Origin of the sequence: Azospirillum sp. A23 (assembly GCF_042938965.1) — a bacterium.
In the GTDB taxonomy this organism is placed as follows: Bacteria; Pseudomonadota; Alphaproteobacteria; order Azospirillales; family Azospirillaceae; genus Azospirillum; species Azospirillum melinis.
This window is the reverse complement of the sequence record NZ_CP170667.1, coordinates 2,090,224-2,112,384: the sequence shown is the minus strand read 5'-3', so window position 1 is coordinate 2,112,384 and position 22,161 is coordinate 2,090,224. Positions and strand designations below refer to the sequence as shown.

24 protein-coding genes are annotated in these 22,161 nt (G+C 64.7%); all 24 read left to right on the top strand.

Going from position 1 to position 22,161, the window contains the following annotated elements:
- Positions 1-212 precede the first annotated feature (212 nt).
- The 24 genes from rplJ to rpsH all read left to right on the top strand — a co-directional run bounded on the left by rplJ (position 213) and on the right by rpsH (position 22,150).
- On the top strand, positions 213-737 hold the full coding sequence (gene rplJ, locus ABNQ40_RS27345; protein WP_098740499.1) for a 50S ribosomal protein L10: 525 nt from the start codon (positions 213-215) through the stop codon (positions 735-737).
- 58 nt (positions 738-795) lie between these two features.
- Complete coding sequence (gene rplL / locus ABNQ40_RS27340; RefSeq protein WP_014246882.1) at positions 796-1,173, top strand: 50S ribosomal protein L7/L12; 378 nt, start codon at positions 796-798, stop codon at positions 1,171-1,173.
- A gap of 247 nt (positions 1,174-1,420) precedes the next feature.
- On the top strand, positions 1,421-5,614 hold the full coding sequence (rpoB, locus tag ABNQ40_RS27335; RefSeq protein WP_109051344.1) for a DNA-directed RNA polymerase subunit beta: 4,194 nt from the start codon (positions 1,421-1,423) through the stop codon (positions 5,612-5,614).
- Positions 5,615-5,717: 103 nt separating this feature from the next.
- Complete coding sequence (rpoC, locus tag ABNQ40_RS27330) at positions 5,718-9,890, top strand: DNA-directed RNA polymerase subunit beta' (RefSeq protein ID WP_109051343.1); 4,173 nt, start codon at positions 5,718-5,720, stop codon at positions 9,888-9,890.
- Between the two features lie 325 nt (positions 9,891-10,215).
- Positions 10,216-10,587 carry a 30S ribosomal protein S12 gene (gene rpsL / locus ABNQ40_RS27325; RefSeq protein ID WP_012973201.1) on the top strand — a complete coding sequence of 124 codons (372 nt, stop codon included), beginning with the start codon at positions 10,216-10,218 and terminating at the stop codon, positions 10,585-10,587.
- A gap of 12 nt (positions 10,588-10,599) precedes the next feature.
- Complete coding sequence (gene rpsG / locus ABNQ40_RS27320; protein ID WP_098740496.1) at positions 10,600-11,070, top strand: 30S ribosomal protein S7; 471 nt, start codon at positions 10,600-10,602, stop codon at positions 11,068-11,070.
- A gap of 27 nt (positions 11,071-11,097) precedes the next feature.
- Positions 11,098-13,170: an elongation factor G gene (fusA, locus tag ABNQ40_RS27315; protein ID WP_109051342.1), complete on the top strand. Its 2,073-nt coding sequence runs from the start codon at positions 11,098-11,100 to the stop codon at positions 13,168-13,170.
- Between the two features lie 38 nt (positions 13,171-13,208).
- Positions 13,209-14,399: an elongation factor Tu gene (gene tuf, locus ABNQ40_RS27310; RefSeq protein WP_109051341.1), complete on the top strand. Its 1,191-nt coding sequence runs from the start codon at positions 13,209-13,211 to the stop codon at positions 14,397-14,399.
- 543 nt (positions 14,400-14,942) lie between these two features.
- Positions 14,943-15,251: a 30S ribosomal protein S10 gene (gene rpsJ, locus ABNQ40_RS27305; RefSeq protein ID WP_012973204.1), complete on the top strand. Its 309-nt coding sequence runs from the start codon at positions 14,943-14,945 to the stop codon at positions 15,249-15,251.
- 60 nt (positions 15,252-15,311) lie between these two features.
- Positions 15,312-16,022, top strand: coding sequence for a 50S ribosomal protein L3 (rplC, locus tag ABNQ40_RS27300; RefSeq protein WP_098740494.1), 711 nt, complete (start codon positions 15,312-15,314; stop codon positions 16,020-16,022).
- 5 nt (positions 16,023-16,027) lie between these two features.
- Positions 16,028-16,648, top strand: coding sequence for a 50S ribosomal protein L4 (rplD, locus tag ABNQ40_RS27295; RefSeq protein WP_109051340.1), 621 nt, complete (start codon positions 16,028-16,030; stop codon positions 16,646-16,648).
- Positions 16,645-16,962: a 50S ribosomal protein L23 gene (locus ABNQ40_RS27290; protein WP_012973207.1), complete on the top strand. Its 318-nt coding sequence runs from the start codon at positions 16,645-16,647 to the stop codon at positions 16,960-16,962. Before rplD ends, ABNQ40_RS27290 begins: the two co-directional genes overlap by 4 nt.
- A 16-nt stretch (positions 16,963-16,978) precedes the next feature.
- Positions 16,979-17,806 carry a 50S ribosomal protein L2 gene (rplB, locus tag ABNQ40_RS27285; RefSeq protein WP_098740492.1) on the top strand — a complete coding sequence of 276 codons (828 nt, stop codon included), beginning with the start codon at positions 16,979-16,981 and terminating at the stop codon, positions 17,804-17,806.
- 12 nt (positions 17,807-17,818) lie between these two features.
- Positions 17,819-18,097 (top strand): 30S ribosomal protein S19, encoded by a 279-nt coding sequence (gene rpsS, locus ABNQ40_RS27280; RefSeq protein ID WP_012973209.1) that lies wholly within the window; start codon positions 17,819-17,821, stop codon positions 18,095-18,097.
- A gap of 3 nt (positions 18,098-18,100) precedes the next feature.
- Positions 18,101-18,496: a 50S ribosomal protein L22 gene (gene rplV / locus ABNQ40_RS27275; RefSeq protein WP_391347944.1), complete on the top strand. Its 396-nt coding sequence runs from the start codon at positions 18,101-18,103 to the stop codon at positions 18,494-18,496.
- Complete coding sequence (rpsC, locus tag ABNQ40_RS27270) at positions 18,496-19,245, top strand: 30S ribosomal protein S3 (protein WP_109051339.1); 750 nt, start codon at positions 18,496-18,498, stop codon at positions 19,243-19,245. The genes rplV and rpsC overlap by 1 nt, the downstream gene beginning before the upstream one ends.
- 12 nt (positions 19,246-19,257) lie before the next feature.
- Positions 19,258-19,689, top strand: a complete 432-nt coding sequence (rplP, locus tag ABNQ40_RS27265) for a 50S ribosomal protein L16 (RefSeq protein WP_014246894.1) — start codon at positions 19,258-19,260, stop codon at positions 19,687-19,689.
- Complete coding sequence (gene rpmC, locus ABNQ40_RS27260) at positions 19,686-19,892, top strand: 50S ribosomal protein L29 (protein WP_042694100.1); 207 nt, start codon at positions 19,686-19,688, stop codon at positions 19,890-19,892. The genes rplP and rpmC overlap by 4 nt, the downstream gene beginning before the upstream one ends.
- 12 nt (positions 19,893-19,904) lie before the next feature.
- Positions 19,905-20,159: a 30S ribosomal protein S17 gene (gene rpsQ / locus ABNQ40_RS27255; protein WP_042694099.1), complete on the top strand. Its 255-nt coding sequence runs from the start codon at positions 19,905-19,907 to the stop codon at positions 20,157-20,159.
- A gap of 19 nt (positions 20,160-20,178) precedes the next feature.
- Positions 20,179-20,547, top strand: coding sequence for a 50S ribosomal protein L14 (rplN, locus tag ABNQ40_RS27250; protein WP_012973215.1), 369 nt, complete (start codon positions 20,179-20,181; stop codon positions 20,545-20,547).
- The gene (gene rplX, locus ABNQ40_RS27245) at positions 20,547-20,864 is read left to right on the top strand and encodes a 50S ribosomal protein L24 (protein WP_014246896.1); all 318 of its coding nucleotides are present in this window, start codon (positions 20,547-20,549) and stop codon (positions 20,862-20,864) included. Before rplN ends, rplX begins: the two co-directional genes overlap by 1 nt.
- Positions 20,865-20,874: 10 nt before the next feature.
- Complete coding sequence (gene rplE / locus ABNQ40_RS27240; protein ID WP_012973217.1) at positions 20,875-21,417, top strand: 50S ribosomal protein L5; 543 nt, start codon at positions 20,875-20,877, stop codon at positions 21,415-21,417.
- A 15-nt stretch (positions 21,418-21,432) separates the two neighbouring features.
- Positions 21,433-21,738, top strand: a complete 306-nt coding sequence (rpsN, locus tag ABNQ40_RS27235) for a 30S ribosomal protein S14 (RefSeq protein WP_098740488.1) — start codon at positions 21,433-21,435, stop codon at positions 21,736-21,738.
- Between the two features lie 13 nt (positions 21,739-21,751).
- A complete protein-coding gene (rpsH, locus tag ABNQ40_RS27230) occupies positions 21,752-22,150 on the top strand; it encodes a 30S ribosomal protein S8 (protein ID WP_085088120.1) in 399 nt (132 codons plus the stop codon).
- Positions 22,151-22,161: the final 11 nt, after the last annotated feature.

The window sequence follows — 22,161 nt, the reverse complement described above, 5'->3', positions numbered from 1 at the left end:
GACCGCTGGTGCCCGTCCCCGACCGCAAGGAGAGGGAAGAGCTTAAAATTCACCCGCGCAGACAGGAGTTGAACCCGTTTACCCCTCCGGCCCCGCCGTCATGCGCGACGGGAACCGGTTCAGGAACGGCTTGACTTCTGGGACAGGTTCGCCGGACCTCCGGCCCTTCGGGGACGGGGGTCCATGTACACCTCTGTGCAAGGAGGCGATCCGTGGATCGTACACAAAAAGAAGCGACGATCGCGGCTCTGCAATCGAAGCTCCAGGACACGGGCCTGGTGGTGGTCACCCACCATCTGGGCCTGACGGTGAAGGAAGTCACCGACCTGCGTGCGAAGGTTCGGGCTGCTGGCGCCAGCTTCAAAGTGACGAAGAACCGGCTCGCCCGTCGTTCCCTTCAGGGGACGCAGTTCGAAGGTCTGGACGGTCTCTTCAAGGGACCGACGGCGATCGCCTACTCGAAGGATCCCGTTGCGGCTGCCAAGGTGGTGGCCGACTACGCGAAGACCAACGAGAAGCTCAAGATCGTCGGCGCCAGCCTCGGCACCCAGATTCTGGACGCGGAGGGGGTCAAGGCCCTCGCCTCGCTCCCGTCGCTGGACGAACTGCGTGGCCGCCTCGTGGGCATGATCCAGACCCCGGCGACCCGTATCGCCGGTGTCCTCCAGGCTCCGGGCGGCCAGGTCGCCCGCGTGCTTGCTGCCTACGCGAAGAAGGACGACGAGGCGGCGGCCTAACCAGGCCTAGTCACTCGTTTTTTACATCCCCAGAACTCAAGTCGTTTGGAGTAGTAACATGGCTGATCTGCAGAAGCTCGTCGACGATCTGTCGGCCCTGACCGTCCTGGAAGCCGCCGAGCTGTCGAAGCTCCTCGAAGAGAAGTGGGGCGTCTCCGCCGCCGCTCCGGTGGCCGTCGCCGCTGCCGGCCCGGCCGCTGCCGCTGCCGCTCCGGCCGAAGAGCAGACCGAGTTCACGGTGATCCTCGCCGATGCCGGCGACAAGAAGATCAACGTGATTAAGGAAGTCCGCGCGATCACCGGCCTGGGCCTGAAGGAAGCCAAGGACCTGGTCGAGGGCGCTCCGAAGCCGGTCAAGGAAGGCGCCACGAAGGACGAGGCCGCCAAGATCAAGAAGCAGCTTGAAGAAGCCGGCGCCAAGGTCGATATTAAGTAAGACCTTGTTGCGTACGGATCACACAGTACCAAGCCGGACGGCGGTCGGTTCCCTAGGGGACCGGCCGCCGCACGGCATTTTCTGCCTTCCGCCGGACCGGGCTTGCCCGGCCCGGCTCTTTCCGTCCCCATCATGGGGATGGCCCGCGCGGGCGCCCTCGGGACCGGTCGACACGAGTCGGCTCGATCCTACGGTCGGTTGAACGGTCGGTATAACGCGCATCACGTACAGACGTTTGGGGACATCCATGGCCAAATCCTTTACGGGTCGTAAACGTGTTCGGAAGAGCTTCGGGCGCATCCCGGAAGTCACCCAGATGCCCAACCTCATCGAGGTGCAGCGCAGCTCCTACGATCACTTCCTGCAAATGGACGTCGCCCCGGAAAAGCGGGCGAATCTGGGCCTGCAGGAAGTCTTCAAGTCGGTCTTCCCGATCAAGGACTTCTCCGACCGCGCGGTGCTGGATTTCGTCAAGTACGAGCTTGAGCAGCCGAAATACGACGTCGAGGAATGCCAGCAGCGCGGCATGACCTTCGCCGCCCCGCTGAAGGTGACCCTGCGTCTGTCCGTGTTCGACGTCGAGGAGGACACCGGCCTCCGTTCGATCCGCGACATCAAGGAGCAGGACGTCTACATGGGCGACATGCCCCTGATGACGGCCAACGGCACCTTCGTCATCAACGGCACCGAGCGCGTCATCGTCTCGCAGATGCACCGCAGCCCGGGCGTCTTCTTCGACCATGACAAGGGCAAGACCCACGCGTCGGGCAAGTATCTGTTCGCCGCCCGCGTCATCCCCTACCGCGGTTCCTGGCTCGACTTCGAGTTCGACGCCAAGGATCTCGTCTACGTCCGCATCGACCGCCGCCGCAAGCTGCCGGCCACCACGCTGCTGTTCGCCCTGGACGGCGCGGAGACCGAGGCGCTGCGCGCCGAGCGCAAGGCCAACCGCAAGGACCTGCTGCCTTATGAGGCGCAGGGCATGGCCAAGGAAGAGATCCTCAACTACTTCTACGATACGATCACCTACACCCGGTCGGCCGGCGGTTGGAAGACCCCGTTCAGCGCCGAGCGGATGAAGGGCGTCAAGCTGATCTCCGACCTCGTGGATGCCGCCACCGGCGCCATCGTCGCCGAGGCCGGCACCAAGATGACTCCGCGCGTCATCAAGAAGCTGGTCGAGGCCGGCCTGACCGAGCAGCAGGTCTCCACCGAGGAGCTGACCGGCCGCTACCTCGCCGTCGACATCATCAACGAGCGCACGGGCGAAGTCCTGTTCGAAGCCGGTGACGAGCTGTCGGCGAGCGATCTCGACAAGCTGGAGAAGACCGGCGTCGACGAGCTGCCGGTGCTGGCGATCGACCATCTGAACGTCGGCGCCTACATCCGCAACACGATGAACGCGGACCGCAACGCCAGCCGCGAAGACGCGCTGATCGACATCTACCGCGTCATGCGTCCGGGCGAGCCGCCGACCCTGGAATCGGCCGAGGCGCTGTTCTCGGGCCTGTTCTTCGACAGCGAGCGCTACGACCTGTCGGCCGTCGGCCGCGTCAAGATGAACGCCCGTCTGAACTTCCAGACCGACGACCAGATGCGTGTGCTCCGCAAGGAGGACATCCTGGAGATCCTGAAGGTTCTGGTGAACCTGAAGGACGGCCGCGGCGAGATCGACGACATCGACCATCTCGGCAACCGCCGCGTCCGCTCGGTCGGCGAGCTGATGGAGAACCAGTACCGCGTCGGCCTGCTGCGCATGGAACGTGCGATCCGCGAGCGCATGAGCTCGGTCGAGATCGACACGGTGATGCCGCACGACCTGATCAACGCCAAGCCGGCCGCCGCCGCCGTGCGCGAGTTCTTCGGCTCGTCGCAGCTGTCGCAGTTCATGGACCAGACCAACCCGCTGTCCGAGATCACGCACAAGCGTCGTCTCTCGGCGCTGGGCCCGGGCGGTCTGACCCGTGAGCGCGCCGGCTTCGAGGTGCGCGACGTGCACCCGACGCACTACGGCCGCATCTGCCCGATTGAGACGCCGGAAGGTCCGAACATCGGTCTGATCAACTCGCTGGCGACCTATGCCCGCGTGAACCAGTACGGCTTCATCGAGAGCCCCTACCGCAAGGTCATCGACGGCAAGGTCACCAACGAGGTGGTCTATCTGTCGGCGATGGAGGAGGGCCGCTACGTCGTCGCCCAGGCGAACGCCGAACTGAACGCGGACAACAGCTTCGCCGCCGATCTGGTCTCCTGCCGCCAGGGCGGCGAATACCTGATGTTCCGGCCGGAAGCCATCGACCTGATCGACGTGTCGCCGAAGCAGCTGGTGTCCGTCGCCGCGGCGCTGATCCCGTTCCTCGAGAACGACGACGCCAACCGCGCGCTGATGGGCTCGAACATGCAGCGTCAGGCGGTGCCGCTGGTCAAGGCCGACGCCCCGCTGGTCGGCACCGGCATGGAGGCGACCGTCGCCCGCGACAGCGGCGTGACCATCGTCGCCAAGCGCTCGGGCATCGTCGACCAGGTCGACGCCACCCGCATCGTCGTCCGTGCGACCGACAGCTCGGACAGCACGGCGCCGGGCGTCGACATCTACAACCTGCTGAAGTTCCAGCGTTCCAACCAGAACACCTGCATCACCCAGCGTCCGCTGGTGAAGGTCGGTGACCGGGTGAACGCCGGCGACATCGTGGCCGACGGTCCGTCGACCGATCTGGGCGAGCTGGCGCTCGGCCGGAACGTGCTCGTCGCGTTCATGCCGTGGAACGGCTACAACTTCGAGGATTCGATCCTCATCAACGAGCGCATCGTCAAGGACGACGTCTTCACCTCGATCCACATCGAGGAGTTCGAGGTCATGGCCCGCGACACCAAGCTGGGCCAGGAGGAAATCACCCGCGACATTCCGAACGTGGGTGAGGAAGCTCTCAAGAACCTCGACGAGGCCGGCATCGTCTATATCGGCGCCGAAGTCCGTCCGGGCGACATTCTGGTCGGCAAGGTGACGCCGAAGGGCGAAAGCCCGATGACGCCGGAAGAGAAGTTGCTGCGCGCCATCTTCGGCGAGAAGGCTTCCGACGTTCGCGATACCTCGCTGCGCCTGCCGCCGGGTGTGGTCGGCACCATCGTCGAGGTCCGCGTGTTCAGCCGCCGCGGCGTCGACAAGGACGAGCGCGCTCTCGCCATCGAACGCGCCGAGATCGAGAAGCTGGCCAAGGACCGCGACGACGAGCGCGGCATCCTGGAGCGCAGCTTCTACACCCGCCTGAAGGAAGTGCTGATCGGCCAGACCGCGCAGTCCGGCCCGAAGGGCATGAAGGGCGGCACGGTGCTGACCGACGAGGTGCTGGCCGGCCTGTCGAAGGGTCTGTGGCGCCAGATCGCCATCGCCGACGAGCAGGTGATGGAGACCGTCGAGAACCTGGCGAAGGTGTTCGACGACTCGATCAAGGCCCTGCAGGACCGCTTCGAGAACAAGGTCGACAAGCTGCAGCGCGGTGACGAGCTGCCGCCGGGCGTCATGAAGATGGTCAAGGTCTTCGTCGCGGTGAAGCGCAAGCTGCAGCCGGGCGACAAGATGGCCGGCCGTCACGGCAACAAGGGTGTCGTCTCGCGCATCATCCCGCAGGAGGACATGCCCTACCTGGAAGACGGCACCCCCGTCGATCTGGTGCTGAACCCGCTGGGCGTGCCGTCGCGCATGAACGTCGGTCAGATCCTGGAAACCCACCTCGGTTGGGCGGCGTCGGGTCTCGGCAAGCAGATCGGCCGTGCGGTCGACCAGTACCGTCTGGCGATCCGCCAGAAGGCCGAAGGCGCTCCCCAGCTGGAGGCCCTGCGCGGCACGCTGAAGTCGGCGTATGGCGAGGTGACCTACAACGAGGACATCGCCGACATGACCGACGGCGAACTGCTGGAGCTGGGCGGGAACCTGCGCAAGGGCGTGCCCTTCGCGACGCCGGTCTTCGACGGCGCCCGCGAGGAGGACATCTGCGTCCATCTGGAACGCGCCGGCTTCGACCGGTCGGGCCAGTCGACGCTGGTGGACGGCCGTACCGGCGAGACCTTCGACCGCAAGGTCACCGTCGGCTACATCTACATGCTGAAGCTGCACCACCTCGTGGACGACAAGATCCACGCCCGGTCGATCGGTCCCTACTCGCTGGTCACGCAGCAGCCGCTGGGCGGCAAGGCCCAGTTCGGCGGTCAGCGCTTCGGTGAGATGGAGGTCTGGGCGCTCGAAGCCTACGGCGCCGCCTACACGCTGCAGGAAATGCTGACGGTGAAGTCGGACGACGTGTCCGGCCGCACCAAGGTCTACGAAGCCATCGTCCGCGGCGACGACAACTTCGAGGCCGGCATTCCGGAGTCGTTCAACGTGCTGGTCAAGGAGCTGCGCTCGCTCGGCCTGAATGTCGAACTGAACCAGCGGGACTACTGAGCCGGTCTGACGTGACCCAGGCCCCGGACCGGCGCATGCGCGCCGTTCCGGGGCATTGCACTGCTTTTAACCGACAACGCGGCGATGCCAGCGGGAGACGGTCATGAATGAGTTGATGAACATTTTCGGCCAGGTTCAGGGGCCGCAGAGCTTCGATCAGATCCGCATCCAGATCGCGAGCCCCGAGCGGATCCGGTCCTGGTCCTACGGCGAGATCAAGAAGCCGGAAACCATCAACTACCGCACCTTCAAGCCGGAGCGCGACGGCCTGTTCTGTGCCCGCATCTTCGGCCCGATCAAGGACTACGAGTGCTTGTGCGGCAAGTACAAGCGCATGAAGTATCGCGGCATCATCTGCGAGAAGTGCGGCGTCGAGGTCACGCTGTCGAAGGTCCGGCGCGAGCGCATGGGCCACATCGAGCTGGCGTCCCCGGTCGCCCACATCTGGTTCCTGAAGTCGCTGCCGAGCCGCATCGGTCTGCTGCTCGACATGACGCTCAAGGATCTGGAGCGCATCCTCTATTTCGAAAACTACGTCGTCATCGAGCCCGGCCTCACCCCGCTCAAGCTGCATTCGCTGCTGAACGAGGAAGAGTTCATGAACGCGCAGGACGAGTACGGCGAGGACGCCTTCACCGCGTCGATCGGTGCCGAAGCGCTGCGCATCATGCTGTCCGCGCTCGACCTCGACGAGGAGAAGAAGCGCTGCCGTGAGGATCTGCGCGACACCAACTCCGAAGCCAAGCGCAAGAAGCTGGTCAAGCGCCTCAAGCTGATCGACGCCTTCCTGGCCTCGCAGTCGCGCCCCGAGTGGATGATCCTGGAAGTGATTCCGGTGATCCCGCCTGAACTGCGTCCGCTGGTCCCGCTCGACGGCGGCCGTTTCGCCACGTCCGACCTGAACGACCTGTACCGCCGCGTCATCAACCGCAACAACCGTCTGAAGCGGCTGATCGAGTTGAAGGCGCCGGACATCATCGTCCGCAACGAGAAGCGCATGCTGCAGGAGGCCGTCGACGCTCTGTTCGACAACGGCCGCCGTGGCCGCGTCATCACCGGCGCCAACAAGCGTCCGCTGAAGTCGCTGTCGGACATGCTGAAGGGCAAGCAGGGCCGCTTCCGTCAGAACCTGCTCGGCAAGCGCGTCGACTATTCCGGCCGTTCGGTCATCGTCGTCGGTCCGGAGCTGAAGCTGCACCAGTGCGGCCTGCCGAAGAAGATGGCGCTGGAGCTGTTCAAGCCCTTCATCTACGCCAAGCTGGAACTGTATGGCCTCGCCTCCACCATCAAGGCCGCGAAGCGGATGGTCGAGAAGGAGCGTCCCGAGGTGTGGGATATCCTGGAAGAGGTCATCCGCGAGCATCCGGTGATGCTGAACCGTGCGCCGACGCTGCACCGTCTCGGCATCCAGGCGTTCGAGCCGACGCTGATCGAAGGCAAGGCGATCCAGCTGCACCCGCTGGTCTGCACCGCCTTCAACGCCGATTTCGACGGCGACCAGATGGCCGTGCACGTCCCGCTGAGCCTTGAGGCCCAGTTGGAAGCGCGCGTCCTGATGATGTCGACCAACAACATCCTGTCGCCCGCCAACGGCAAGCCGATCATCGTGCCGTCTCAGGACATCGTGCTCGGCATCTATTACATCTCGATGGATCGCCCGAGCGAGAAGGGCGAGAACATGGTGTTCGCCAACGTCTCGGAAATCGAGCAGGCGCTGAACGCCAAGGTTCTGTCGATCCATGCGAAGATCAAGGCGCGCTATGTCGGTGTGGACGACGAAGGCAACGAGCTGATCAGCATCGTCGAGACGACGCCGGGCCGCATGCTCCTGTCGGAGCTGCTGCCGCGCCACCCGAAGGTGCCGTTCTCGCTGATCAACCGCGTCCTGACCAAAAAGGACGTCGGCAACGTCATCGACGCCGTCTATCGCCACTGCGGTCAGAAGGAGACGGTGATCTTCGCCGATCGCCTGATGAAGCTCGGCTTCGGCCACGCTTGCCGCGCCGGCATCTCCTTCGGCAAGGACGACATGGTCATTCCCGTCGCTAAGGAAAAGCTGGTCAACGAGTCGAAGGAGCGGGTGAAGGAGTTCGAGCAGCAGTATCTCGACGGCCTGATCACCCAGGGCGAGAAGTACAACAAGGTTGTCGACGTCTGGTCGGAATGCACCGAGAAGGTCGCCTCCGAGATGATGAAGGCGATCTCGACCACCGAAGCCGGCAAGCCGGTCAACTCGGTGTACATGATGGCCCACTCCGGTGCGCGTGGTTCCGCCGCGCAGATCCGTCAGCTGGCCGGCATGCGCGGCCTGATGGCCAAGCCGTCGGGCGAGATCATCGAGACGCCGATCATCTCGAACTTCAAGGAAGGCCTGACCGTGCTGGAGTACTTCAACTCCACCCACGGCGCCCGCAAGGGTCTGGCCGATACCGCCTTGAAGACGGCGAACTCCGGTTACCTCACCCGCCGTCTGGTCGATGTCGCGCAGGACGCCATCATCGTCGAGCATGATTGCGGCACCGAGCGCGGCATCACCGTCAAGGCGGTGATCGACGGTGGCGAGGTCATCAGTCCGCTGGGCGACCGCATCCTCGGCCGCACCGTGGTTGGGGCGGTGATCGACCCGCTGAACGGCGAGCTGATCGTCGAGGACGCCGGCCTGATCGACGAGCCGACGGTCGACCGCATCGAGCGGTCGGGCATCGACTCGGTCAAGATCCGCTCGGTCCTGACCTGCGAGACCCGCGACGGCGTCTGCGCCAAGTGCTACGGCCGTGACTTGGCCCGCGGCACGCTGGTCAACACCGGCGAAGCGGTCGGCGTCATCGCGGCGCAGTCGATCGGCGAGCCGGGTACCCAGCTGACGATGCGTACCTTCCACATCGGTGGTGCGGCGCAGCGCGGTGCCGAGCAGAGCCAGATCGAGGCGGCGTTCGAAGCGACTGTGCGGATCAACAACCGCAACGTCGTCATGAACTCCTCGGGCATTCCGGTCGTCATGGGCCGCAGCACCGAAGTGATCCTGCTCGACGAGCAGGGCCGCGAGCGGGCGCGTCACCGCGTGCCGTACGGTGCCAAGCTGCTGGCCGACGAGGGCGTGAAGGTCGAGCGCGGCGCCAAGCTGGCCGAGTGGGACCCCTACACCCTGCCGATCATCACCGAGCGCGCCGGTACCGCCCGCTACATCGACCTCGTGGAGGGTATCTCCATGCGCGAGGTGATGGACGAGGCCACCGGCATCAGCTCCAAGGTGGTGGTCGACTGGCGCCAGCAGCCGCGCGGTGCCGATCTGAAGCCGCGCATCGCGCTGGTGGACGACCGCGGCGAGTTGATCACCCTGCCGAACGGACTGGAAGCCCGCTACTTCATGTCGGTGGACGCCATCCTGTCGGTGGAGAATGGTGCCGAGGTCCGGGCCGGCGACGTGCTGGCGCGTATCCCCCGCGAGTCGTCCAAGACCCGCGACATCACCGGCGGTCTGCCGCGCGTGGCCGAGCTGTTCGAGGCGCGTCGTCCGAAGGACTTCGCCATCATCTCGGAGATGAGCGGCCGCGTCGAATTCGGTAAGGATTACAAGACCAAGCGCCGCATCGTCGTCCGCAACGACGAGAGCGGTGACGAGAAGGAGTATCTGATCCCGAAGGGCAAGCACATCTCCGTGCAGGAGGGTGACTATGTCGAACGCGGCGATCTGCTGATGGACGGCAACCCGGTGCCGCACGACATCCTGGCGGTGATGGGTGTGGAGGCCTTGGCCGACTACCTGATCAACGAAATCCAGGACGTCTATCGACTGCAGGGCGTGAAGATCAACGACAAGCACATCGAGGTGATCGTTCGCCAGATGCTGCAGAAGGTCGAGATCACCGACGCTGGCGAGACCACCTTCCTGGTGGGCGAGCAGGTCGACCGTCAGGAGTTCGACGAGGAGAACGAGAAGACCGTTGCGGAAGGCTTGCAGCCGGCGCACGGCCACCCGGTTCTCCAGGGCATCACCAAGGCCAGCCTGCAGACGCGCTCCTTCATCTCGGCTGCGTCGTTCCAGGAAACCACCCGCGTCCTCACGGAAGCGGCCGTCGGCGGCAAGGTCGACAATCTGGAAGGCCTCAAGGAGAACGTCATCGTCGGCCGTCTGATCCCGGCCGGCACGGGCTCGGTGGTGAACCGGCTGAAGCTGATCGCCGCCGAGCGTGACCGCGAGGCGGCCCTGGAGGCCGGCGCGCCGGAGGAAACTCCGGCCCTGCCGACCCCGGGCGAGGAAAGCTCCGCGGCCTGATCCGCCGGAGTGATCGAGTAGGGAAGGGGGCGCGTTCCGCAGGGGACGCGCCCCTTTTTCTTTGGGCCTTGCGTATTGCGAGTCGGGGCACCCGCAAGCATTAATACCGTCCTTGACTCTCTTCCGGCCTTTCCCTAAAGTCCGCGAACTTCAAAGGCCGCCCGGGCTCTCCGTGCGTCCGCTTGAATCCACCGATCCCGCCGATCGGAGTCCTCCGGTCGGCTTTCGCTCATTCAGCCCGCTCGGAACGGCAACGTTTCGCAGGCGGGCTTTTGCTTCGTCCGGCTCGTCCGGCCGAGTGATCTTGAAGGGATGAAGGGCAGATATGCCGACGATCAACCAGTTGATCCGTAAGCCGCGCGAGCCGTTGGCCGCGCGCAACAAGGTTCCCGCGATGGAGGCCTGCCCGCAGAAGCGTGGCGTCTGCACTCGCGTCTACACCACCACCCCGAAGAAGCCGAACTCGGCGCTCCGTAAGGTCGCCCGCGTTCGTCTGACGAACGGCTTCGAGGTGACGAGCTACATCCCTGGTGAGGGCCACAACCTCCAGGAACACTCGGTGGTCATGATCCGCGGCGGTCGTGTGAAGGATCTTCCCGGCGTTCGCTACCACATCATTCGCGGCACGCTGGATACCCAGGGCGTCAAGGATCGTAAGCAGCGTCGTTCGAAGTACGGCGCGAAGCGTCCGAAGTAAGGAGAACTCACGATGTCCCGTCGTCATCGCGCCGAGAAGCGTGAAGTCCTGCCGGACGCCAAGTATGGCGACCGCGTCCTGACGAAGTTCATGAACTGCCTGATGTTTGACGGCAAGAAGTCGTCGGCTGAAAGCATCGTCTATGGGGCCCTCGGCCGCATCGAGGTCAAGACCAAGAACGATCCCGTTCAGGTCTTCCACGACGCCCTCGCCAACGTGAAGCCGCACCTCGAAGTGCGTTCGCGTCGCGTCGGTGGTGCGACCTATCAGGTTCCGGTCGAGGTCCGTTCGGATCGCGCCCAGGCCCTGGCGATTCGTTGGCTGATCAGCGCCGCCCGCGCCCGCTCGGAAAACACCATGACCGAGCGTCTGTCGGGTGAGTTGCTCGACGCCGCCAGCCAGCGCGGCACTGCCGTGAAGAAGCGCGAAGATACGCACCGTATGGCGGAAGCCAACAAGGCGTTCTCGCACTACCGCTGGTAAGGTTAACGCCTGTCCTGGTGATTTTGCATGCCCCGCTCGCACGCCCTCGACCGTTATCGCAACATCGGCATCATGGCTCACATCGATGCCGGCAAGACGACGACGACCGAGCGTATCCTGTTCTATACCGGCAAGTCCTATCGCATGGGCGAGGTCAATGACGGCACCGCCGTCATGGACTGGATGGAGCAGGAGCAGGAGCGGGGCATCACCATCACCTCGGCGGCAACGACCTGTTTCTGGCGCGACCACCGCATCAACATCATCGATACGCCCGGCCACGTGGATTTCACCATCGAGGTCGAGCGGTCGTTGCGCGTTCTGGATGGCGCCGTTGCCATCTTCGACGCGGTTGCGGGGGTCGAGCCCCAGACCGAGACCGTGTGGCGGCAGGCCGACAAGTACGGCGTGCCGCGCATGGCCTTCGTCAACAAGATGGACCGCGTCGGCGCGGACTTCGACGGCTGTGTCGCCATGATGGCTGACCGCCTGGGCGTCAAGCCGCTGGTCGTTCAACTTCCCATCGGCAGCGAGGCCGGCTTCTCCGGCATCGTCGATCTGGTTGCGATGCGCGCCACGATCTGGAAGGCCGAAACGCTCGGCGCCGAATTCCAGCACACCGAAATTCCCGAGGATCTGGCCGGACCGGCTGCAAGCGCCCATCAGGCGCTTCTGGACGCCGTGCTCGACCTCGACGAGGCGGCGATGGCCGCCTATCTCGAGCGCGGCGAGGAGCCGACGCCCGACGCGCTGCGCGCGTTGATCCGCAAGGGCACGATTGCCGGCGCCATGGTTCCCGTGCTGTGCGGGTCCGCCTTCCGCAACAAGGGCATCCAGCCGATGCTGGACGCCGTGGTCGACTATCTGCCGGCACCGAATGACATCGGTGCGGTGACGGGCCATGCGGTGGGTGGCGAGCGGGCGGAAGAGCGGGCCGCCAACGACAGCGCGCCCTTCTCGGGTCTCGCCTTCAAGGTGATGAACGACCTCTATGTCGGGACCCTCACCTTCTGCCGCATCTATTCCGGTACCGTCAGCGTCGGCGATTCGCTGCTGAACCCGGTCAAGGGTGAGCGCGAGAAGATCGGCCGCATGCTGTTGATGCACGCCAACAGCCGTGAAGAGATCGAGCGCGCACACACCGGCGACATCGTGGCCTTCGCCGGTCTGGAGCACACGGCGACCGGCGATACGTTGTGCGACCCTGCCAAGCCGATCGTGCTGGAGCGTCTGGACGTTCCCGAACCCGTAATCGAGATCGTCGTCGAGCCGCGCACCGACGCCGACCACGACAAGATGGCGGCGGCATTGAACCGTCTCGGCCACGAAGATCCCTCGTTGCAGGTCACCGTCGACCGCGAAAGCGGCCAGACCGTGATCCGCGGCATGGGCGAACTGCATCTCGACATCATTGTCGACCGCATGAGGCGCGAGTTCCGCGTCGATGCGGCCGTCGGCGCGCCCAAGGTTGCCTATCGGGAGACCGTGCTGCGCTCGGCCGAGGTCGACCATGTCCACGCCCGGCAGACCGGCGACCGCGCCCAGTTCGCGCGCGTGACGCTGAAGCTGGAGGCGCTGGACCGCGGTGCCGGCTTCGTCTTCGAGAACCGGGCGGCTGGCCTGCCGCGCGAGTTCGTGGCCGGCGTGCAGAAGGGCCTGGAGGCCGCGAAGGACAGCGGTGTCGTCGCCGGCTACCCGGTGGTGGACGTCAGGGCGACCTTGACCGGCGGCGAGGCGCACGATGTGGACTCCTCGCCGCTCGCCTTCGAGCTCGCGGCACGGACCGCCTTCCGCGAGGCTATGACAAAAGCCGCTCCGGCGCTGTTGGAACCGCTGATGCGGGTCGAAATCATCACGCCGGACGACTATATGGGCGACGTCATCGGCGACCTGAACGGTCGCCGGGGACAGATCACCGGCATGGACCAGCGCGGCAACGCGCGAATCGTCACGGGACTGGTTCCCTTGGCGGCCATGTTCGGCTATGTGAATTCCCTGCGCTCCATGAGTCAGGGCCGCGCGCAGTACAGCATGCAGTTCGACCATTATGAGCCGGTGCCACAGGCCATCGCGGACGGCGTCCGCGCCAAGGTGGCCTGAAGACCGCTGGAACGATTGAGAAACGGAGAGACCACCCCATGGCGAAGGCAAAGTTCGAGCGGAACAAGCCGCACTGCAACGTTGGCACGATCGGCCACGTCGACCACGGCAAGACGTCGCTGACGGCGGCGATCACGAAGGTGCTGGCGGAGTCCGGCGGCGCCACCTTCACCGCTTACGACCAGATCGACAAGGCGCCGGAAGAGAAGGCGCGCGGCATCACGATCTCGACGGCGCACGTCGAGTACGAGACGTCGAACCGCCACTACGCGCACGTCGACTGCCCGGGCCACGCCGACTACGTGAAGAACATGATCACGGGCGCCGCCCAGATGGACGGCGCGATCCTGGTCGTGTCGGCCGCCGACGGCCCGATGCCGCAGACCCGCGAGCACATCCTGCTGGCGCGCCAGGTCGGCGTTCCGGCGCTGGTGGTGTTCATGAACAAGGTCGACATGGTCGACGATCCGGAACTGCTTGAGCTGGTCGAGCTGGAAGTTCGCGAGCTTCTGTCGTCCTACCAGTTCCCGGGCGACGACATTCCGATCACCAAGGGTTCGGCGCTGTGCGCTCTGGAAGACCGTCAGCCGGAGATCGGCCGCGACGCCGTCCTGGCGCTGATGAAGACGGTCGATGAGTACATCCCGCAGCCGGAGCGTCCGGTCGACCGTCCGTTCCTGATGCCGATCGAAGACGTGTTCTCGATCTCGGGCCGCGGCACGGTTGTGACCGGCCGTGTCGAGCGTGGCATCGTGAAGGTCGGCGAGGAAGTCGAGATCGTCGGGCTGAAGGCGACGGTCAAGACGACGGTGACCGGCGTCGAAATGTTCCGCAAGCTGCTCGACTCCGGGCAAGCCGGCGACAACATCGGCGCTCTGCTGCGCGGCACGAAGCGTGAGGACGTCGAGCGCGGCCAGGTTCTGGCCAAGCCGGGTTCGATCACCCCGCACACCAAGTTCAAGGCCGAAGCCTACATCCTGACGAAGGAAGAGGGCGGCCGCCACACCCCGTTCTTCACGAACTACCGTCCGCAGTTCTACTTCCGGACGACGGACGTGACGGGCATGGTGGCGCTGCCGGAAGGCGTCGAGATGGTGATGCCGGGCGACAATGTCGCCATGGAAGTGACGCTGATCGCCCCGATCGCCATGGACGAAGGCCTGCGCTTCGCCATCCGCGAAGGCGGCCGCACCGTCGGCGCCGGCGTCGTTGCCAAGATCGTCGAGTGATGACCCCTCCGGCAGCCGCCGCCAGGCGGTCGCCGGAGGTGGACGGGTAGGGCGGCGGGAGCGATCCCGCCGTCGGATGTAAGAGACGGGCCGTCTTCCCTGTGCGAGCAGGAAGGGCGGGCCCGCCCGGTTCTAGCCATCGGGCGTCGGTGTTCGGAGCCGTCCGCCTGTCAACCCAGCTTCCTCCGATCCGGGGGGAGATTCAGGATTGACACGCGGGCGCTGAACGCCTAGAGATTACGCCCTCTGGATTTTGGGTTGGTGGTAGGCAGCTTCGGCCTAGACGCAGCCCGAGACGAACGGCACGGCGCGCCCCCACGGGAGGCGCGCCGTCTGCTGATCGGAGCATCCCCTCAGCGCTTCTCGCGCAGGGGATGTTCTTTTTCGTATCGGCCCGTCGCATCGGTCACAGTGTCGCCCGTCGGCCCCCGTTTCGGTGGTTCGGCGCGCGGCCTTGCGCTGTCGGCGATGCCCCGAAGCTAGCTCGTGGAGTTCCGGTGACGCGTCCGCGTCATCGCTAGAAGGTGCAAGGGACGTTTGGACATGGACAGCCAGAACATCCGCATCCGTCTGAAGGCGTTCGATCATCGCGTGCTCGACCAGTCGACCAGCGAGATCGTCAACACCGCCAAGCGGACCGGCGCGCGCGTGCGGGGCCCGATCCCCCTGCCGACGCACATCGAAAAGTTCACCGTGAACCGTTCGCCGCACATCGACAAGAAGTCGCGCGAGCAGTTCGAGATCCGCACCCACAAGCGCCTGCTCGACATCGTCGATCCGACGCCGCAGACCGTGGATGCGCTCATGAAGCTCGACCTCGCCGCCGGCGTCGATGTCGAGATCAAGCTCTGATTTTGGTTGGTAAGGGACCTCTCCGGTAATCGGATGTCCCTGGTCAGGAGATAAAGAACAATGCGATCCGGTTTGATCGCGCAGAAGGTCGGCATGACCCGCGTCTTCACGGACGACGGCCAGCATGTTCCGGTCACTGTGCTGAAAGTCGACAGCTGCCAGGTCGTCGCCGTTCGCACCGAGGAAAAGGATGGCTACACCGCCGTCCAGCTCGGCGCGGGCGCCATCAAGGTCAAGAACGTCAACAAGCCTGAGCGCGGGCATTTCGCCAAGGCGCGTGTGGAGCCCAAGCGCAAGCTTGTCGAGTTCCGCGTCGATGCCGATGCCCTGATCGAGGTCGGTGCCGAGCTGTCGGTGTCGCACTTCGTCGCCGGCCAGTTCGTCGACGTCACCGGCACCTCCATCGGCAAGGGCTTTGCCGGTGCGATGAAGCGCTGGAACTTCGGTGGTCTGCGCGCCACGCACGGCGTGTCGGTGTCGCACCGCTCGCACGGTTCGACGGGTAACCGTCAGGATCCCGGCAAGGTCTTCAAGAACAAGAAGATGGCCGGTCATCTCGGCGACGAGCGGGTCACGGTCCTGAACCTTCAGGTCGTGTCCGTCGACGAAGCCCGTGGTCTGATCCTGCTCAAGGGTGCCGTCCCCGGCGCCGAGGGCGGCTGGCTGCGCATCCGTGACGCCGTCAAGAAGAAGGCTCCGGAAGGCCTGCCCTTCCCGGCCGGCATCAAGACTGCTCCGGCGGCGGAAGCCCCGGCCGAGACGCAGGAGTGAGCGCCATGAAGGCCACGATCAAGAATCTGAACAACGAAGCCGTCGGCGAGATCGAGCTGTCGGACGCCGTGTTCGGTCTGCCGGCCCGCACCGACCTGCTGGCCCGCATGGTGAACTGGCAGCTGGCCAAGCGCCGCTCCGGTAACCACAAGACCAAGGGCATCAGCGAGATCAGCGGCACGACCAAGAAGCCCTATGGGCAGAAGGGCACCGGCCGCGCTCGTCAGGGCTCCATCCGTTCGCCGCAGTTCCGCGGCGGTGCGACCATCTTCGGGCCGGTGGTGCGTTCGCACGCCCACGACCTGACCAAGAAGGTCCGCAAGCTGGCGCTCAAGACCGCCCTGTCGGCCAAGGCCGCCGAGGGCAAGCTGATCGTCCTGGAGGCCGCGGCCGCCGAGACGCACAAGACCAAGGAGCTGGCGGCCCGTCTCGCCACCCTCGGCCTGACTTCGGCGCTGATCATCGATGGCTCGAACCTGGACGACAACTTCGCCAAGGCTTCGCGCAACATCCCGCTGATCGACGTGCTGCCGGAGCAGGGTGCGAACGTCTACGACATTCTCCGCCGCGACACGCTGGTCCTGACCCGCAACGCGGTCGAGCAACTGGAGGCTCGCCTGAAATGAGCAAGCAGTCGAAACCTGCGGTGAGCCAGGAGCGGATGTACGACCTGATCCTCGCTCCCGTCATCACCGAGAAGTCGACGTTGGTGTCGGAGCATAACCAGGTCACGTTCCGCGTGCCGCTCACGGCCTCCAAGCCGGAGATCAAGGCCGCCGTTGAAGGTCTCTTCAACGTCAAGGTGACCGCGGTCAACACCCTGGTTTCCAAGGGCAAGACCAAGCGGTTCCGCGGCACCATCGGCCGTCGCTCGGACTTCAAGAAGGCCGTCGTCACCCTCGCCGAGGGTAACAAGATCGACGTGACCACGGGCATCTGAGCGGGAGTGTGATCCGATGGCTCTGAAGCAATACCGCCCGATTACTCCCTCGCTCCGCCAGCTGGTCATTGTCGACCGCTCGGAGCTGTGGAAGGGCAAGCCGGTCAAGACCCTCACCGAGGGCCTGACCAAGTCTGGTGGCCGCAACAACACCGGCCGCATCACTGCGCGCCGCATGGGTGGCGGTCACAAGCGTACCTACCGTCTGGTGGACTTCAAGCGTCGCAAGTTCGACGTTCCGGCCACCGTCGAGCGGCTGGAATACGATCCGAACCGCACGGCCTTCATTGCGCTGATCAAGTATCAGGATGGGACCCTGTCCTACATCCTGGCGCCGCAGCGCCTGAAGGTCGGCGACACCGTGATCTCCGGCGAGCGCACCGACGTGAAGCCCGGCAACGCGATGCCGCTGAAGAACATCCCGGTCGGTTCGATCGTGCACAACGTCGAGCTGAAGGCCGGCAAGGGTGGTCAGGTGGCTCGTTCCGCCGGCACCTACCTGCAGCTGGTCGGCCGCGACGGCGGCTACGCCCAGCTGAAGCTGCCGTCCGGCGAGCTGCGCATGGTTCGTGGCGAGTGCATGGCCACCCTGGGTGCCGTGTCCAACCCGGACCAGATGAACACCAACCTTGGCAAGGCCGGTCGCAACCGCTGGCTGGGCAAGCGTCCGTCGGTCCGTGGCGTCGCCATGAATCCGATCGACCACCCGCACGGTGGTGGTGAGGGTCGCACCTCGGGCGGCCGTCATCCGGTCACGCCGTGGGGCAAGCCGACCAAGGGCAAGAAGACTCGTCACAACAAGAAGACGGATGGCCTGATCCTGCGCCGCCGTCATTCGAAGTAAGGAGGTCGAACGATGGCACGCTCCGTTTGGAAGGGCCCGTTCGTCGACGGCTATCTGCTGAAGAAGGCGGACAAGAGCCGGGCTTCGGGCCGCAACGAGATCATCAAGATCTGGTCGCGTCGTTCGACCATCCTGCCGCAGTTCGTCGGTCTGACGTTCGGCGTCTACAACGGCCACAAGTTCCTGCCGGTTCTGGTTACCGAGCACATGATCGGTCACAAGTTCGGCGAGTTCGCTCCGACGCGGACCTTCTATGGCCACGCGGCGGACAAGAAGGCGAAGAGGAAGTAAGCCATGGGCAAGTCTGCCAATCCCAGCCGGATCGCGGAGAACGAGGCTCTGGCCCGCAATCCGATGATCCGCACCAGCCCGCTGAAGCTCAACCTCGTCGCCCAGCTCATCCGGAACATGGATGCCAGCCGTGCCGTGGCCGAGCTGACCTTCTCCAAGCGCCGCATCGCCGGCGAAGTGAAGAAGGTTCTGCAGGCCGCGATCGCGAACGCCGAGAACAACCACCAGCTCGACGTCGACCGTCTGTACGTGTCGTCGGCGACGGTCGGTCGCGCTCTGGTGATGAAGCGCTTCCACGCCCGTGCCCGCGGTCGTGGCGCCCGGGTCGAGAAGCTGTTCAGCAACCTGACGATCATCGTCCGCGAGCGTGACGCCGCCGTTGCCGAGGGGGCCGAGTAATGGGTCAGAAAATCAATCCGATCGGGCTGCGCCTCGGCATCAACCGGACCTGGGACAGCCGTTGGTTCGCCAAGCGCGACTACGCCAATCTGCTGCACCAGGACCTGAAGCTGCGTGGCTATCTGCAGGGTCGCCTGCAGCAGGCCGGTTGCTCGCGCGTCGTCATCGAACGTCCGGCCAAGAAGGCCCGCATCACCATTCACTCGGCTCGTCCGGGCGTGGTGATCGGCAAGAAGGGCGCGGACATCGAGAAGCTGCGTCTTGAGCTGTCGAAGATGACCGGCAGCGAGGTGAGCCTGAACATCGTCGAAATCCGCAAGCCGGAAATCGACGCTCGCCTCATCGCCGAGAACATCGCCAGCCAGCTCGAGCGCCGTGTGGCATTTCGTCGCGCCATGAAGCGCGCCGTGCAGTCCGCCATGCGTCTGGGCGCCCAGGGCATCCGGATCAACTGCTCGGGCCGTCTCGGCGGTGCGGAAATCGCCCGCATGGAGTGGTACCGCGAAGGCCGCGTTCCGCTGCACACCCTGCGTGCCGACATCGACTACGGTGTGGGCACTGCCAAGACCACCTATGGCACCTGCGGTGTCAAGGTGTGGGTGTTCAAGGGCGAGGTCATGGCTCATGACCCGATGGCGCAGGACAAGCGCATGGGTACCGAGCCGGTGTCGACCGACGGCGAACCGCGCCGCGAGCGGCACGATCGCCGCGACCGTCGCGAGCGCTCCGAGCGCTCCGAACGCGAGTAAAGGGGCCGAGCGATGCTTTCTCCCAAGCGCACGAAATTCCGTAAGGCCCACAAGGGCCGCATCCACGGCAACGCCAAGGGCGGCACCGCCCTGAACTTCGGCTCCTTCGGCCTCAAGGCCCTGGAGCCGGAGCGCATCACCGCCCGTCAGATCGAAGCGGCCCGCCGCGCGATCACCCGTGCGATGAAGCGTCAGGGCCGCGTCTGGATCCGTATTTTCCCGGACCTCCCCGTCTCCACCAAGCCTGCCGAAGTCCGCATGGGTTCCGGTAAGGGTTCGCCGGAGTACTGGGCGGCTCGCGTGAAGCCGGGCCGCATCCTGTTTGAGCTGGACGGCGTGCCGGCAGATGTGGCAAAAACCGCCTTCGCTCTGGCGGCCGCGAAGCTGCCGATCAAGGTGAAGCTGGTGACCCGCCTGGGCGGTGTCGAGGAGACCGCGGCATGAAGGCCGTAGACATTCGTACGAAGAGTGCGGATGAGCTGAACGATCAGCTCATCCAGCTCAAGAAGGAACAGTTCAACCTGCGCTTCCAGAAGGCCTCCGGCCAGCTGGAGAACACCGCGCGGGTGAACACGGTGCGCCGCGACATCGCCCGCATCAAGACCATCCTCGGCGAGCGTGCCCGCTCCGCCGACGCCGGCAAGTAAGGGGGATCATCCATGCCTCGCCGCGTTCTGCAGGGCACGGTGGTCAGCGACAAGTGCGACAAGACCGTTACGGTTCTTGTCGAGCGTCGTGTCATGCACCCCGTGTACAAGAAGTTCATTCGTCAGTCGAAGAAGTACGCCGCCCACGATGAGGGCAACCAGTTCAAGGTCGGCGATACCGTTTCGATCATCGAATGCCGCCCGATCTCGAAGTCCAAGCGTTGGACGGTCGTGACGGAGTCCGCCGCCGACAGCGGCGCCGCGTGATAACGAAAGGTCGTAAACAATGATCCAGATGCAAACCAACCTGGAAGTCGCCGATAACAGCGGGGCGCGCCGGGTGCAGTGCATCAAGGTGCTTGGCGGGTCCAAGCGGAAGGTCGCGACCGTGGGCGACGTCATCGTCGTCTCGGTCAAGGAGGCCATTCCGAAGGGCCGCGTCAAGAAGGGTGACGTGCATCGCGCCGTCATCGTCCGCACCGCGAAGGAACTGCGTCGGGAGGACGGGTCGGCGATCCGTTTCGACCGGAATGCCGCCGTGCTGATCAACAAGCAGGGCGAGCCGATCGGCACCCGTATTTTCGGGCCGGTCACTCGCGAACTGCGCGGCAAGAAGTTCATGAAGATCATCTCGCTGGCGCCGGAGGTGCTGTAATGGCCGCCAAGATCAAGACCAAGGACAAGGTCGTTGTCCTGACCGGCCGCGACAAAGGCAAGACCGGCGAGGTGTTGAAGGTTTTCCCCAAGGAGAACCGTGCCGTTGTGCAGGGCGTGAACGTGGTGAAGAAGCACCAACGTGCCAGCGCCCGCTCGCAGGGTGGCATCATCGAGATGGAGGCGCCGATTAACGTCTCCAATCTCGCTCACGTCGATCCCAAGGATGGCAAGCCGACCCGCGTCGGTTTCAAGATCCTTGAGGATGGCCGCAAGGTGCGTGTCGCCAAGCGGTCCGGCGAAGTCATTGACCTGTGAGGACCCGGGCATGACCGCACGTTTGAAAGAAGTTTACGATTCCAAGATCCGCGCCGCTCTGAAGTCGGAATTCGGCTACAAGAACGACCTGGAAGTTCCGCGGATCGAGAAGATCGTGGTCAACATGGGTGTCGGCGAGGCTGTCGCCGACTCCAAGAAGATCCAGCTCGCCGTGGCCGAGATGGCCGCCATCACCGGTCAGAAGCCGGTGGTGACCAAGTCGCGCAAGTCGATCGCTCAGTTCAAGCTGCGCGAAGGCATGGCGATCGGCTGCAAGGTCACGCTCCGTCGCGACCGCATGTACGAGTTCCTGGATCGCCTGGTGACGATTGCGTTGCCGCGCGTCCGTGACTTCCGCGGTATCCCGGGTGACAGCTTTGACGGCCGTGGCAACTACGCCATGGGTGTCAAGGAGCAGATCATTTTCCCGGAGATCGATTACGACAAGATCGATCAGATCCGCGGCATGGACATCATCATCGTCACTTCGGCGAAGACCGATCAGGAAGCCAAGGCTCTCCTGAAGGGCTTCGACATGCCGTTCGTGAGCTGAGGCTGGAGCACGACCATGGCTAAGACCAGTGCCATCGAAAAGAACAAGCGTCGCGCCAAGCTGGCCAAGCAGTACGCGAACAAGCGTGCGCGCCTGAAGGCAATCGCGAACGACAAGGCCCTCCCGCCGGAAGAGCAATTCGCTGCCCGCCTCAAGCTGGCCGAACTGCCGCGCAACTCCTCGAAGGTGCGCATCCGGAACCGCTGCGAAATGACCGGGCGTCCGCGCGCGTTCTATCGCAAGTTCAAGCTGTCCCGCGTCACGCTCCGCGAACTGGCCTCGACCGGCCAGATTCCGGGCATGACGAAGTCGAGCTGGTAAGGAGGGTCCGAGAATGTCTTTGAGCGATCCGCTCGGCGATATGCTGACCCGCATCCGCAACGGTCAGCACGCCCGCATGTCCGTTGTGGTTTCCCCGGCGTCTAAGCTGCGCGTCAACGTCCTGGAAGTTCTGAAGCGTGAAGGCTTCATCCGCGGCTGGTCCGAGGAAGAACTGCGTCCGGGCGTCAAGAACCTGAAGATCGAGCTGAAGTACCACGAAGGCGAGCCTGTCATTAAGCAGATCGCCCGTGTGTCGAAGCCCGGCCGTCGCGTCTACTCGAAGATCGCCGACCTGCCCCGTGTCTACAACGGGCTCGGTCTGTCGATCCTGTCGACCCCGCGCGGCGTGATGTCGGACAATGAGGCCCGCTCCGCCAACGTTGGCGGTGAAGTCCTCTGCCGCGTGTTCTAAGGGGGATTGGC

Excerpts from the sequence above, each read along its gene's own strand:
- rplL (WP_014246882.1), top strand. The coding sequence starts at position 796 with ATGGCTGATCTGCAGAAGCTCGTCGACGATCTGTCGGCCCTGACCGTC.
- rpoB (WP_109051344.1), top strand. The coding sequence starts at position 1,421 with ATGGCCAAATCCTTTACGGGTCGTAAACGTGTTCGGAAGAGCTTCGGG.
- rpoC (WP_109051343.1), top strand. The coding sequence starts at position 5,718 with ATGAATGAGTTGATGAACATTTTCGGCCAGGTTCAGGGGCCGCAGAGC.
- rpsL (WP_012973201.1), top strand. The coding sequence starts at position 10,216 with ATGCCGACGATCAACCAGTTGATCCGTAAGCCGCGCGAGCCGTTGGCC.
- rpsG (WP_098740496.1), top strand. The coding sequence starts at position 10,600 with ATGTCCCGTCGTCATCGCGCCGAGAAGCGTGAAGTCCTGCCGGACGCC.
- fusA (WP_109051342.1), top strand. The coding sequence starts at position 11,098 with ATGCCCCGCTCGCACGCCCTCGACCGTTATCGCAACATCGGCATCATG.
- tuf (WP_109051341.1), top strand. The coding sequence starts at position 13,209 with ATGGCGAAGGCAAAGTTCGAGCGGAACAAGCCGCACTGCAACGTTGGC.
- rpsJ (WP_012973204.1), top strand. The coding sequence starts at position 14,943 with ATGGACAGCCAGAACATCCGCATCCGTCTGAAGGCGTTCGATCATCGC.
- rplC (WP_098740494.1), top strand. The coding sequence starts at position 15,312 with ATGCGATCCGGTTTGATCGCGCAGAAGGTCGGCATGACCCGCGTCTTC.
- rplD (WP_109051340.1), top strand. The coding sequence starts at position 16,028 with ATGAAGGCCACGATCAAGAATCTGAACAACGAAGCCGTCGGCGAGATC.
- ABNQ40_RS27290 (WP_012973207.1), top strand. The coding sequence starts at position 16,645 with ATGAGCAAGCAGTCGAAACCTGCGGTGAGCCAGGAGCGGATGTACGAC.
- rplB (WP_098740492.1), top strand. The coding sequence starts at position 16,979 with ATGGCTCTGAAGCAATACCGCCCGATTACTCCCTCGCTCCGCCAGCTG.
- rpsS (WP_012973209.1), top strand. The coding sequence starts at position 17,819 with ATGGCACGCTCCGTTTGGAAGGGCCCGTTCGTCGACGGCTATCTGCTG.
- rplV (WP_391347944.1), top strand. The coding sequence starts at position 18,101 with ATGGGCAAGTCTGCCAATCCCAGCCGGATCGCGGAGAACGAGGCTCTG.
- rpsC (WP_109051339.1), top strand. The coding sequence starts at position 18,496 with ATGGGTCAGAAAATCAATCCGATCGGGCTGCGCCTCGGCATCAACCGG.
- rplP (WP_014246894.1), top strand. The coding sequence starts at position 19,258 with ATGCTTTCTCCCAAGCGCACGAAATTCCGTAAGGCCCACAAGGGCCGC.
- rpmC (WP_042694100.1), top strand. The coding sequence starts at position 19,686 with ATGAAGGCCGTAGACATTCGTACGAAGAGTGCGGATGAGCTGAACGAT.
- rpsQ (WP_042694099.1), top strand. The coding sequence starts at position 19,905 with ATGCCTCGCCGCGTTCTGCAGGGCACGGTGGTCAGCGACAAGTGCGAC.
- rplN (WP_012973215.1), top strand. The coding sequence starts at position 20,179 with ATGATCCAGATGCAAACCAACCTGGAAGTCGCCGATAACAGCGGGGCG.
- rplX (WP_014246896.1), top strand. The coding sequence starts at position 20,547 with ATGGCCGCCAAGATCAAGACCAAGGACAAGGTCGTTGTCCTGACCGGC.
- rplE (WP_012973217.1), top strand. The coding sequence starts at position 20,875 with ATGACCGCACGTTTGAAAGAAGTTTACGATTCCAAGATCCGCGCCGCT.
- rpsN (WP_098740488.1), top strand. The coding sequence starts at position 21,433 with ATGGCTAAGACCAGTGCCATCGAAAAGAACAAGCGTCGCGCCAAGCTG.
- rpsH (WP_085088120.1), top strand. The coding sequence starts at position 21,752 with ATGTCTTTGAGCGATCCGCTCGGCGATATGCTGACCCGCATCCGCAAC.